A 12,389-nucleotide genomic window follows, 5' to 3' on the forward strand; every position below is an offset into this window, starting at 1 on the left:
ATGAAGCCGAACACGCACGCCTTTTCCCTGCTAGAACTGGTTGTCGCACTGGCGATCGCAGCGACGTTCGCCGCTTTCGCGATGCCGTCGTATCGCGACCATATTGCGAAGGCGCACCGAACCGATGCCGCGTCCGCGCTGTTTCGCGCGGCGCAGTTCGCCGAGTCCGCCGTGCGCGCAGATGGTGCACCGTTGCCGTCCGGTTTCGATCAGGCGCCGCAAGCGGGAAGGGCAATCTACCGGCTGCGCATTCTGCCCGCCGACGAGACCAACGGTGGCTATGCGCTCGAAGCCCAGCCGCTCGAAAACGGTCCGATGGCCGGCGACGCGTGCGGCACATTCATACTCGATGCAACGGGCTTGAGGAACAATCGGGGTGCAGCAGGCGCCGCCCCTGACGACTGCTGGAGCGCGCGCTAGATGGGAAAGATATCGACGACGCGCGTCCCGTCAGGGCGGGTTCATATCGGCGTCGTCCGACGCCGTGGAGGCCGCCGGTTTGCGCGATTCGCGCTTCACCTGCTGATAGATGCGAAACGCTTCCCAGGCCGCGAGGCCGAGGCTGCCCCACTTGAGCGTGGGCTTCGCCACGCCGAGCACGCTGTTGCGAATCGGCTTGGCGAGCACCAGCGACACGATCGAGCTGATCAGCGGATATTCCTTGAGCAACGCGCCAATCCCGCTCGCGGCGCCGCCGCGCCGGCGTCCCCATGGCATCGAACTCATCGCGCCGAAGCCCGGCAGGATGAACTTGAGCCAGCTGAAATGCGTGACCGCATTACGGAGTTCGTAGGTCGCCTGCGCGAGTTCCATGCGCTCGACGTCCGCGCGCACGATCAGCAGTTCCTTGCGCAGCGCGCGCAGATGCGGCGCGCTGAGGTCTTTGGCGGTCGGTCGGCGGCTGCGAAATTCGTTATCGGAATGGACCTGGCTCATGAAGTTGATCGATGGCGTTGGACAAGGGAGAGAAGGACGCTGCGTTCAGCGTTTGCGGAAAATGTCGCGATCTTTCTCAAACTCGTGAAGCGTGGCTTCGAAGATCATCGGTGCGTTGTGCAAGCCGCTGCGCGCTTTCAACGCGCAGACGATCGCCAGGATCGCATAGACGAGCGTGATGCCGGCGAGTGCCTGCCAACGGTAGGTGTCCCAGAACGCGATTGCGACCAGCGCGGTGAGCGCGATCAAGGCCATCGTCGCGAGCATCATGGCAGCGAGGCCCATGAACAGAACCATCAGCAGTCGGTCCTTCTCTTCGGCCAGTTCGATGCCGATGAGTTCGAGCCGTGTCTGCAGGATCGAAAAGAACGAACTGAGAATGCGCCGCAGTGGTCCGCGGTCCCCGCTCTGCGATTGTGTATCGATCATGGCGTCAGCGTGTTGCGCGCGAGGATGCGCGAAGAAGGCGCGGACAGGGCGCGCGCGCCCGTCCGCCTGTCAGCGAAGCGCGCCGGCCGCCGAATGCACGGCCGGCGGCTCCACTCGCATTACTTGCGATTGATCAGCAGGCCAACCAGCACGCCCACTCCGGCTGCGATGCCGATCGACGCCCACGGGTGTTCGTGGACATAGTCGTCGGTGGCGCGAGCGGCTTTCTTGCCTTTCTCGACGACCACGACCTGCACGTCGGCTGCCTTTTCCTTCGCCTGCTTGAGACGCGAGAGCGCCGTCTCGCGCAGTTCAGAAGCGCGTTCGCCGGTGGCGCTCGCGGCCTGCTTCAGCAGATCTTCCGCGTCTGCGAGTACGGTTTTGATATCCGACATCAATCTCTCCTTGTTGACTTCCGACATTGACTGCTCCCTTCGTGCACGCTACGCGTGAATCGTAACCAAAGAAACGGCCGCTGGCGAGCCAGCGGGCCGTGCGCATGGGTTACGCGCAAATCGCGCGCAATTTCCCGAACGCGGTCGCATGAAGCGTTCCCGAACATCGCGTGCGTTTCATATCGCCCGTTTCGAACGTTTACGCTCATGGCCGTGCAGAGCACTCCACCGTTTGATGGAGCTGATCTGTCCCGCTAAGTTTCGTACATCGGCGAGAAAATTACAAAAACTGATAAGCGTTTTAGCGAATGTTCGTTAGAAGTGCATGCTCCCGTCCCTTATGCTCTAATTTGTACCCCTCGACCGGGCCGAGCCTGGCGAAACATTCGAACACTTCTAGGAGCTGCACTATGAGTCTACGTCTTGGCGACGTCGCACCCGATTTCGAGCAGGAGTCGAGCATTGGCCGCATCAGTTTCCACGAATGGCTGGGTGACAGCTGGGGCGTTCTGTTTTCGCACCCGGCCGACTTCACGCCCGTCTGCACGACGGAACTGGGCCTGACCGCAAAGCTCGCGAGCGAATTCGAGAAGCGCAACGTGAAGACGATCGCGCTGTCCGTCGACAGCAAGGAATCGCACGGCGAATGGATCAAGGACATCAACGAGACGCAGGCCGCGAACGTTGGCTTTCCGATTCTCGCCGACGGCGACCGCAAGGTTTCGCAGCTGTACGACATGATCCATCCGAACGCGAACGAAACGCTGACCGTGCGTTCGCTGTTCATCATCGACCCGAAAAAGAAGGTGCGACTGATCATCACGTACCCGGCCAGCACGGGCCGTAACTTCGACGAAGTGCTGCGCGTGATCGACTCGCTGCAGCTGACGGATAACTATCAGGTCGCCACGCCCGGCAATTGGAAACATGGCGACGATGTCGTGATCGTGCCGTCGCTCAAGGACGAAGAAGAGATCAAGCGCAAGTTCCCGAAGGGCTACAAGGCGCTGCGTCCGTATCTGCGTTTGACGCCGCAACCGAACAAGTAAGCGACGGCTTCTTACGAGGCGAAAAGAAAAGCCCGCGTTTGTTGAGAACGCGGGCTTGTTATTTTGGCGCTGTCCGAGGCGGGCGGAGGTGTCAGAAGAACGCCTGAATGCCCGTCTGTGCGCGTCCGAGAATCAGCGCGTGAATATCGTGCGTCCCTTCGTACGTGTTGACCACTTCCAGATTCACCAGATGCCGCGCGACGCCGAATTCGTCCGAAATGCCGTTGCCGCCCAGCATGTCACGCGCCATGCGCGCGATGTCGAGCGCCTTGCCGCATGAATTGCGCTTCATGATCGACGTGATTTCGACGGCCGCCGTGCCTTCGTCCTTCATCCGGCCAAGGCGCAGCACGCCTTGCAGGCCGAGTGTGATTTCCGTCTGCATGTCGGCGAGCTTCTTCTGGATCAGCTGGTTGGCGGCGAGCGGGCGGCCAAACTGCTTGCGGTCGAGCGTGTACTGACGCGCCGTGTGCCAGCAGGATTCCGCCGCGCCGAGCGCGCCCCACGCGATGCCATAACGCGCCGAGTTCAGACAGGTGAACGGTCCACGCAGACCTTTCACGCCCGGCATCAGATTTTCTTCAGGCACGAACACTTCATCGAGAACGATCTCACCCGTGATCGACGCACGCAGGCCGACCTTGCCGTGGATCGCGGGCGCGCTCAAACCCTTCCAGCCTTTCTCAAGAATGAAGCCGCGAATCTCGTCCTTGCCGTCCGTTTCGAGCTGCGCCCAGACGACGAACACGTCCGCGATCGGCGAATTGGTGATCCACATCTTCGCGCCGGACAGCGAATAGCCGCCGTCGACTTTCTTCGCGCGCGTGACCATGCTGCCCGGATCGGAGCCATGGTTCGGCTCGGTCAGGCCGAAGCAGCCGATCCACTCGCCCGAAGCGAGCTTCGGCAGGTATTTGTCCTTCTGCGCGTCGGAGCCGAACTCGAAGATCGGGACCATCACCAGCGACGACTGCACCGACATCATCGAGCGATAGCCCGAATCCACGCGCTCGACTTCGCGTGCGATCAGCCCGTAGCTCACATAGTTCAGGCCGGGGCCGCCGTATTGCTCGGGAATGGTCGGGCCGAGCAGACCGAGTTCGCCCATTTCGCGGAAGATCGCGATGTCCGTCTTCTCGTTGCGGAACGCGTCGAGCACGCGAGGCGCGAGCTTGTCCTGCGCGTAAGCCTCTGCGGCGTCGCGCACCATGCGTTCTTCTTCCGTGAGCTGCTGGTTCAGGAGCAGCGGGTCTTCCCAGTGAAATTGCGCGGCGGCTGCCATGACGTATCTCCTTGTCGACGAGAAGGGGCGCTTTCGTCCAGATTCCCGTCCGAATGCTTGACTTGAGTTCCGCTCTGCGAAACAATGTTTTGCAAAACGACGATTGAGTGTAGCACCCGATGTCGAAACCTGCATCCACAACATCCCCAAGTTCCGCGATGTCCGTGTCCGCACGCACGTCCGATGCCGTCGACGAGCGCAAGTTCGTCGTCGCGCTGGCTCGCGGGCTCGATTTGCTGCGCGCGTTCCGGCCTGGCGAGACGCTGCTCGGCAATCGCGACTTCGTCGAGCGCACGGGCCTGCCGAAGGCGACGGTGAACCGGCTCGCGTACACGCTGACGGTGCTCGGCTATCTGCGCTTCGACGAGGCGCTCGGCAAGTACGCGCTCGACGCCGGCGTGCTGTCGCTCGGCTTCGCGCTGCTGTCGGGCACCGACACGCTCGAACTCGCGCGCCCGCACATGCGCAATTTCGCGCGCGAGGTCGGCGCGGCGGTGTCGCTCGGCTGTCGCGACGGACTCGACATGATTTATCTGGAGACGATCCGCAGCGAGACGGCGCTGACGCTCGGCCTCGCATCGGGTTCGAAGTTGTCGATGCTGACGAGTTCGATGGGGCGCGCGTATCTCGCCGTCCAGCCCGCCGACGTGCGGGCCGCATTGCTCGACGAATTGGAGCGCGCAGCGGGCGACGAAGGCGCGGCGTTGGTCGCGCAGGCGCAAAAGGAAATCGACGCCTACGCGAGCGAAGGATGCTGCTATTCGTTCCGCGACTGGCACGACGATGTGAACGCCGTGGCCGTGCCGTTCAGCGATCCGCGCGACGGCCGCCTGCTCGTGTTGAGTTGCAGCGGGCCGGCGTCGTCGATGGGGGAGAGCGTGTTTCGGGAAATGGTCGCGCCACGATTGAAGGCGCTCGCGCGCCGGCTGGGCGACAGTCCTTGAATAATCTCAAGCCGTCCGGTTCTCGTGCACGACGAATAGCGGTCCCTGCACGAATCGCACGTCGTACTGCTGCAGAAGATCGAACTGCGCTTCCGTCGCCACGCGATTGAAGATCAACGGAATCTTGAGCCGATTCGCATAGCTGACCAGCGGCTTCACCATCGAATCGCGCAACGCCGAAGCGGCGTCCATCTTGACGAAATCCAGTCTCGCCATGTCCGACACGGACAGGATCTGCCCCGCGTTCGGCAGGTTGCCGGCCACCTTGAATCCATAGTGCTGATAGCTCTTGGTCAGATAACCAAGAAACGTCCGATGCGCGACCGCAGCGGGCGGCAATTCGATCACCACCCGCGACGGATTCAACCCAAACGACATGAGCACGGTCGAGAAATGTCGGCCGTGATCGTAGCGCACGCTTTTCAGCAACCGCTCGTGCACGCGCAGGAACAGCAGGCCGTGCCGCTGCGGGCCGAAGAAGTTGATGGAGTGCATTGCGCGCGACATGCGGTCGAGCGCCACCAGTTGCTGGTCGTCGGGTACGTGATCGAACGGGTCGAACGCGTCGAGCGGCGTGCCGTCGACCAGTTGTGTGACCGCCTGGACGCCGAGTTCGTCGCCGAAACGGTCCGCGCTGTCCGGCGACGACGATAACGACTGCGCAAGCGCATGCACCGAGATGTCGAAGATCGGTTCGTAGCTGCTGCCGATTTCGACGTCGCCGTAAGTCGCGATGGCCTCGCCGCTGCGCGGGCCAGCGCCCATTCTTAGATGCTCCCCGAGAAACGGGTGAGTGGAGGCGCGTTCGACGAGTTCGGGGATGGTCAGCGGAATCATGAATACGTGGGGAGCGGACTGGGATCGCGGCGGACGCCGCATGATTCGATGGTAGCAGCGGCGGCCGCTCTTTCATGCACCAAATACTGATATGGATTTCGCCGTTCGTGTGGCGCTCGTGGCCCAACTCGGGGTTAACGTTAATTTCACTAATCATAATCTGTTTTACTATTCGTAAAACGTCGGCGGCGATGCGCGAGCACGCGGCCAAAGCATTCACGGAGATCACTGCATGGAATCGAGCACACGACGCGAAATACAGCCGGGCTACCAGTCGGGCTTCGCCAATGAATTCGCCACCGAGGCGTTACCCGGCGCGCTGCCGCAAGGCCGCAATTCGCCGCAGCGCGCGCCGTACGGGCTCTACGCGGAGCAACTGTCGGGCACCGCGTTCACCGCGCCGCGAGGCCACAACCGGCGCTCGTGGCTGTACCGCATCCGGCCGGCGGCCGTGCATCAGCCGTTCACGGCGTTGCCGTCGCACCGGCTCGTGGCGAATTTCGCCGAGGTCCCGCCGACGCCGCCCAACCAGCTACGCTGGGATCCGCTGCCGATGCCGACCGAGCCGACCGATTTCATCGACGGCTGGGTGACGATGGCGGGCAACGGCTCGGCGGAAGCGATGAGCGGCTGCGCGATCCACGTGTATGCGGCCAACCAGTCGATGCAAGACCGCTTCTTCTACAACGCCGACGGCGAACTGCTGATCGTGCCGCAGGCTGGGCGCCTGTCGATCTTCACGGAAATGGGCAAGCTCGATATCGAGCCGTTCGAGATCGCGGTGATTCCGCGCGGCGTGCGTTTTTCGGTGGCGCTGCCGGACGGTCGCGCGAGCGGCTACATCTGCGAAAACTTCGGCGCGCTGCTGCGCTTACCCGACCTCGGGCCGATCGGCTCGAACGGACTCGCGAATCCGCGCGACTTCCTCACGCCGCACGCCGCCTATGAAGACCGCGAAGGCGACTTCGAACTGGTCGCGAAGATGAACGGTCACTTGTGGCGCGCGGACATCGGCCACTCGCCGCTCGACGTGGTCGCATGGCATGGCAACTTCGCGCCGTGCAAATACGATCTGCGCCACTTCAACACGATCGGCTCGATCAGCTACGACCATCCGGACCCGTCGATCTTCCTCGTGCTGCAATCGCAGAGCGACACGCCGGGCGTCGATTCGATCGACTTCGTGATCTTCCCGCCGCGCTGGCTCGCCGCCGAAGATACGTTCCGTCCGCCCTGGTTTCACCGCAATGTCGCGAGCGAGTTCATGGGGCTCGTGCATGGCGCGTACGACGCGAAGGCGGAAGGCTTCGTGCCCGGCGGCGCGAGCCTGCACAACTGCATGTCGGGCCACGGCCCGGACGCCGACACGTTCGAGAAGGCGTCGAACATCGACACGAGCAAGCCGAACAAGGTCGACAACACGATGGCCTTCATGTTCGAAACGCGCACGCTCATCAAACCGACCCGCTTCGCGCTCGAAACGGCGCAGCTTCAGGCGCATTACTTCGAATGCTGGCAAGGTCTCAAGAAACACTTCAACCCGGAGCAACGATGAACGCATTGAGCGATCTTCAGGCGACGCTCGACGCGTCGCGCAAGAGTTGGATCGAATCGGCGAACGATCCGTCCTGTGATTTTTCGATCCAGAACCTGCCGTTCGGCATCTTCACCAACGGACTGAACGCGACTCGCCGGGTCGGCGTCGCGATTGGCGATGACATCGTCGATCTGGCTGCGCTCGAAAGCGCGGGCCTGCTGACGGTGCCGTCGTCGGGCGCCGGCGACAGCGTGTTCGTGCGCGACGCGTTGAACGACTTCATCGCACTGGGCCGCGATACGTGGCGCAGCGTGCGAATCCAGTTGAGCAAGCTGTTGTCGCGCGATAACGCCACGCTGCGCGACGACGCCGAACTGCGCAACCGCGCGCTGATCCGCCAGGCCGACGCGACGCTGCATCTGCCCGTACAGATTCCGGGCTACACGGATTTCTATTCGTCGAAGGAACACGCGACGAACGTCGGCTCGATGTTCCGCGATCCGAAGAATGCGCTGCTGCCCAACTGGCTGGAGATTCCGATCGGGTACAACGGACGGGCGTCGTCAGTGGTGGTGAGCGGCACGCCCGTGCGCCGTCCCAACGGGCAGTTGAAGCTGCCCGATCAGGAGCGGCCGGTGTTCGGCGCGTGCCGCAAGCTCGATATCGAACTGGAGACGGGTTTCTTCGTCGGACGCGGCAATGTGCTGGGCGAACCTATCCCCTGCGAGCAGGCGGAGGATCATATCTTCGGCATGGTGCTGCTGAACGACTGGAGCGCCCGCGACATCCAGCAATGGGAATACGTGCCGCTCGGGCCGTTCAATTCCAAAGGCTTCGCGACCACGATCTCGCCGTGGATCGTCACGCTCGATGCGCTTGAACCGTTCCGCGTCGCGCAGCCTGTGCAGGATCCGCAGCCGCTCGACTATCTGCGTCACGGCGGCGAACATGGCTTCGATATCTCGCTCGAAGTGCTGCTGAAGCCAAAGGCCGCGAAGGAAGCGACGACGATCTCGCGCACCAGCTTCCGTCACATGTACTGGACGATGGCGCAGCAGCTCGCACATCACACGGTGTCGGGCTGCAATACGCGTGTCGGCGATCTGATGGGTTCGGGCACGATCAGCGGACCGACGGACGATTCGTTCGGCAGCCTGCTCGAACTGACGTGGAACGGCAAGAATCCGCTGCAGCTTAAGGGCGGCGGCACGCGCGCGTTCATCGAAGACGGTGACGAACTGACGCTCGCCGGATGGTGCCAGGGCGACGGATATCGCGTCGGCTTCGGTACCTGCGTCGGCGAGGTCGTACCGGCGCAGCGCTGAATCATCAGCGAGATCAGGACGCGGCGCTCGCCACGCCGCGTCTTTTTTCCCACAGCGCCGCGGCGAGAAACGCCAACGCGCTCACGAGCACGACGCCGATCATCGCGTCGTTGCCGACACTCTTCATCAAGGCGCCCGCGACCAGCGGCCCGCCGAAACTCGCGATGCTCCATGAAGCGCCGACGAGCGAACTCGCCGACACCAGCGCCACGCCGCGAAAGCGTTCACCACATGCGACGAGTGACAGCGTGTAGATCGCGCCCGCCGCCGCGCCCAGCACATACAGCAGCGGCCAGCACAGCCAGGGCGACTGCACGGCCCACGGCAGCAGCGGCAGCAACACGACGACGAGCACGGCGCAGCCGATATGCACGCGCTCGCGTCCGAGGTGATCCGCGAGCCAGCCGATCGGAAACTGCATCGTCGTATCGCCGAGCAGCAGCGCCGACGCGAACAGCACCGCTACTTCGCTCGAAATGCCATGCGCCATCGCGAAGAGCGGCATCAGCGAGAGCGCGATCGTATCGAACAGCGCGAAAAAACCCGTGCCGAGCACCAGCGCAGGCATCTGCGGCAGCACGCGACGCCAGCTGCCGTGCGGCTCGTGTTCGTCGGATGCGTGAGGCGCCGAGCGGATCATCGACAGCACGGGCAGTGCGATCAGAAAGATCGCGCCGCAGATCAGGAAACGCGACGCGTCGTGCTGCGCGATCTGACTGACGAGCACGGGGCCCGCCATCTGGAACAGCGTGAAGTTGGTTGCGTAGATCGCGACGACGCGGCCACGCGATGCGTCGTCGGCGAGCTGGTTGACCCATGCTTCGCCGATCGTGAAGAGCAGCATCAGCGCCGCGCCGCACAGCACGCGCAGCACGGCCCAGACGAACAGATTGGCGGTCAGCTGCATCAGCGCGGTGGCGATCGCGACGATCAGCACCGAGCCGATGATTGCGTGGCGGCCGCCGCAGCGCGCGGCGATCCAGCCGGCGACGGGCACCACCAGCAGCCCGCCGCCCGCCTGCGCAGCCGTCAGCAGGCCGACGACGTCGGTGCCGTAGCCCGCTTGCGTCAGCGCGAGGGCAGTGAGAGGAAGGGTCGCGCCGCTGCCGAGGCCGACGACGGCGACGCTCAGGATCAGCGCGAGGAAATCACGTGAGAAGACGACTTTCATCGGGCGAGATGCTACACCGCCACTGTGTCACGCGCACCCTGTGATGCCGGGTATGGGCGGCTGTCGCTCAGCCCGCCACAGGCACACGCCGATCGAGCGACACCGACCACCACGTGAGCGCCACCGCGCCCGCCGCCGTCGCGACGCCGACCCACGGCAGCGAGGTGAGCGGCGCGCCCGCGCCGATCGCCATGCCGCCGAGCCACGCGCCCGTCGCATTGCCGAGGTTGAACGCACCCTGATTGAGCGTCGAGGCCAGATTCGGTGCACTGCTTGCACGATCGACGATCAGCATTTGCAGCGGCGGCACGATCGCGAACGCGAGCACGCCCCACAGGAAGATCGTGATCATCGCGGGGATTTCGCTGTGCATCGTCATTGCGAAGATCGACAGGATCGCGACGATCGCGAGCAGGAACGATAGCAGCGACTGCACGGGACGCCAGTCGGCGAGCTTGCCGCCGAGCGTGCTGCCCACGGTCAGGCCGAGGCCGAACAGCAGCAGCACCATCGTCACGGCGTGCGGCGTGAAGCCCGTCACGTCTTCGAGGATCGGCGTGATGTAGGTGAAGGTCGAGAACAGGCTCGCGGAGGCGAGCACGCTCGTGCCGAGCACCATCAGCACCTGCGGGTTCTTCAGCACCGTGAATTCGTGGACGAGGCTGGCTTTCTGCATCTCGATCTTCGACGGCAGGCACAGCGCCAGCGCGACAGCCGCGAGCACGCCGATGGCTGTCACGGCCCAAAACGTCGCGCGCCAGCCGACGGCCTGGCCGAGCGCCGTGCCGAGCGGCACGCCGAGCACGTTGGCGAGCGTCAGGCCCGTGAACATCAGCGCGATCGCCTGTGCGCGGCGGTTCGGCGCAACGAGCCCGGCCGCGACGACGGAGCCGATGCCGAAGAACGCGCCGTGGCAGAACGCGGTCACGATGCGCGCGGCCATCAGCACCGCGTAGCCCGGTGCGATCGCGCACAGCAGATTGCCGAGAATGAAGATGCCGATCAGGCTCATCAGCGCCTTCTTGCGCGGCATGTTGGCGACCGCGATCGCGACGATAGGTGCGCCGATCGTCACGCCGAGCGCATACGCCGATACCAGCATTCCCGCGGCTGGAATCGACACGCTCAGATCGCGCGCGACATCGGGCAGCAGCCCCATGATGACGAACTCGGTGGTACCGATTCCAAACGCCGCGATAGCAAGCGCAAGCAGGGGCAAAGGCATGATGGGACTTTTACGGGAGGGTCGCGGCGGCGGACGGAAGCGCCGTGCGCGTTGCCGTCGCGCGCTTTCGGGACGAGTGCGCAGACGTCGGCAGGGGTAAATCAGTAGGGGATTGTACCTAAGCCATATCGGCCGTGCAGTCTGCGTTGCGCACTGTTGTATTTCGTCGATCCGGATGCGATTGCGTAGCGAAAAGCCCTTATTTCAAGGGACTTTTTTGTCAGGTGAATGATGTGGTCCGGCGTCCAGTACGCCGCCGTGGCGGCCCGCACCCGCAGCGAATGCGGCGGCGCCCGTCAGCCCTTGCTCGAACACGGCCTCGTAGCCGCCTGCGCCCTCGCGGCGCAGGGCTTCTGGCAGATCGTCGAGTAACGAATTCTCGTAGACGGAGCGGCGGTCGGCGAGCAGCGCCGCCTGCGGAAATGCGGCCAGTTCGGCGGCCAGTTGCTCGGCGGCGGCGCGCGCGTGGCCCTTCGGCACGACGCGGTTCGCAAGACCGAACGCGAGCGCTTCATCAGCCGTCACGGCGCGGCCCGTCAGGATCAGATCGAGCGCGCGAGATTGCCCGATCAGGCGCGGCAGCCGGATCGTGCCTCCGTCGATCAGCGGAATGCCCACGCGCCGGCAGAACACGCCCAGCACGGCGTCTTCCTCGACCACGCGCAGATCGCACATCGCCGCCAGTTCCAGACCGCCCGCCACCGCATGGCCAGCAATCGCGGCGATCACCGGCTTCGTGAACATCATGCGCGTCGGTCCCATCGGTCCGGGGCCGCTGCCGTCGGCGTGCAATTCATTGCGCCGCGCGTCGTCTTGTAGAGCAGTGAGGTCTGCGCCCGCGCAGAACGTGCCGCCCGCGCCCGTCAGCACCGCGACGCGCCATGCGTCGTTTGCTTCGAAGCGGCGGAATGCGGCGCACAGCGCTTCCGCTGTTGGGCGGTCGACGGCATTGCGGCGCGCGGGCCGGTCGATGACGATCGTCGCGACGGCATCAAGCGGGCGCGCAACTTGCTGATTCTGTGCAATTGGGTTTTTTTGTGCAGTTTCAATTCGCACGTGTTCGCCGAACTGTTCGCTAGCCATCGTTCGCTCCGTTGAGAAGCTTTCGCAAAGACCTGGACTGAATGAAAAGCATCGTTTAAAAGCGGCCGCGCGCATGCCGACACCCTTAAGAAGCGCGCAAAACGACCGCTAAACGGGAAACAACTCGAGAAGCATCGCCGACGCGACGATGCGTGGCGAACGGATGGCGATGCAGC

The 12,389-nt window shown here is 63.9% G+C and carries 13 protein-coding genes; 5 read left to right on the plus strand and 8 right to left on the minus strand.

Features of this window, described 5'->3' with window-relative positions:
* Complete coding sequence (locus G3N95_RS12800) at positions 1 to 420, plus strand: type IV pilin protein (protein ID WP_205970362.1); 420 nt, start codon at positions 1 to 3, stop codon at positions 418 to 420.
* 30 nt (positions 421 to 450) lie between these two features.
* Here the strand turns inward: G3N95_RS12800 and G3N95_RS12805 are convergent, their stop codons facing one another.
* The 3 genes from G3N95_RS12805 to G3N95_RS12815 all read right to left on the minus strand — a co-directional run bounded on the left by G3N95_RS12805 (position 451) and on the right by G3N95_RS12815 (position 1,787).
* On the minus strand, positions 451 to 936 hold the full coding sequence (locus G3N95_RS12805) for a DUF3318 domain-containing protein (protein ID WP_205970363.1): 486 nt from the start codon (positions 934 to 936) through the stop codon (positions 451 to 453).
* 45 nt (positions 937 to 981) lie between these two features.
* Positions 982 to 1,365, minus strand: a complete 384-nt coding sequence (locus G3N95_RS12810) for a phage holin family protein (protein ID WP_205970364.1) — start codon at positions 1,363 to 1,365, stop codon at positions 982 to 984.
* Positions 1,366 to 1,484: 119 nt separating this feature from the next.
* Entirely contained in the window at positions 1,485 to 1,787 is a 303-nt protein-coding gene (locus G3N95_RS12815) for a DUF883 family protein (RefSeq protein WP_007584918.1), read from the minus strand.
* Positions 1,788 to 2,170: 383 nt separating this feature from the next.
* Between G3N95_RS12815 and G3N95_RS12820 the strand changes: the two genes are divergently transcribed.
* A complete protein-coding gene (locus G3N95_RS12820; protein WP_205970365.1) occupies positions 2,171 to 2,809 on the plus strand; it encodes a peroxiredoxin in 639 nt (212 codons plus the stop codon).
* A 91-nt stretch (positions 2,810 to 2,900) separates the two neighbouring features.
* Here the strand turns inward: G3N95_RS12820 and G3N95_RS12825 are convergent, their stop codons facing one another.
* Positions 2,901 to 4,091: an acyl-CoA dehydrogenase gene (locus G3N95_RS12825; protein ID WP_205970366.1), complete on the minus strand. Its 1,191-nt coding sequence runs from the start codon at positions 4,089 to 4,091 to the stop codon at positions 2,901 to 2,903.
* Positions 4,092 to 4,249: 158 nt separating this feature from the next.
* On the opposite strand from G3N95_RS12825, the gene G3N95_RS12830 reads away from it, so the two are divergent.
* Positions 4,250 to 5,035, plus strand: a complete 786-nt coding sequence (locus tag G3N95_RS12830; RefSeq protein ID WP_205970367.1) for an IclR family transcriptional regulator — start codon at positions 4,250 to 4,252, stop codon at positions 5,033 to 5,035.
* 6 nt (positions 5,036 to 5,041) lie between these two features.
* On the opposite strand, the gene G3N95_RS12835 is transcribed toward G3N95_RS12830, so the two are convergent.
* Positions 5,042 to 5,872 carry an EAL domain-containing protein gene (locus G3N95_RS12835; RefSeq protein ID WP_205970368.1) on the minus strand — a complete coding sequence of 277 codons (831 nt, stop codon included), beginning with the start codon at positions 5,870 to 5,872 and terminating at the stop codon, positions 5,042 to 5,044.
* Positions 5,873 to 6,104: 232 nt separating this feature from the next.
* Between G3N95_RS12835 and hmgA the strand changes: the two genes are divergently transcribed.
* Both hmgA and fahA read left to right on the plus strand, forming a co-directional pair.
* Positions 6,105 to 7,427: a homogentisate 1,2-dioxygenase gene (hmgA, locus tag G3N95_RS12840; protein WP_205970369.1), complete on the plus strand. Its 1,323-nt coding sequence runs from the start codon at positions 6,105 to 6,107 to the stop codon at positions 7,425 to 7,427.
* The gene (gene fahA / locus G3N95_RS12845; protein WP_205970370.1) at positions 7,424 to 8,734 is read left to right on the plus strand and encodes a fumarylacetoacetase; all 1,311 of its coding nucleotides are present in this window, start codon (positions 7,424 to 7,426) and stop codon (positions 8,732 to 8,734) included. Before hmgA ends, fahA begins: the two co-directional genes overlap by 4 nt.
* Positions 8,735 to 8,747: 13 nt before the next feature.
* Here the strand turns inward: fahA and G3N95_RS12850 are convergent, their stop codons facing one another.
* From G3N95_RS12850 to G3N95_RS12860, 3 genes are all read right to left on the minus strand, one after another.
* The gene (locus G3N95_RS12850; protein WP_205970371.1) at positions 8,748 to 9,905 is read right to left on the minus strand and encodes an MFS transporter; all 1,158 of its coding nucleotides are present in this window, start codon (positions 9,903 to 9,905) and stop codon (positions 8,748 to 8,750) included.
* 67 nt (positions 9,906 to 9,972) lie between these two features.
* A complete protein-coding gene (locus tag G3N95_RS12855; RefSeq protein ID WP_205970372.1) occupies positions 9,973 to 11,130 on the minus strand; it encodes an MFS transporter in 1,158 nt (385 codons plus the stop codon).
* A gap of 204 nt (positions 11,131 to 11,334) precedes the next feature.
* Positions 11,335 to 12,213, minus strand: coding sequence for a crotonase/enoyl-CoA hydratase family protein (locus G3N95_RS12860; protein ID WP_241018461.1), 879 nt, complete (start codon positions 12,211 to 12,213; stop codon positions 11,335 to 11,337).
* Positions 12,214 to 12,389: the final 176 nt, after the last annotated feature.

It is taken from the genome of Paraburkholderia sp. Tr-20389, assembly GCF_017104565.1.
GTDB lineage: Bacteria > Pseudomonadota > Gammaproteobacteria > Burkholderiales > Burkholderiaceae > Paraburkholderia.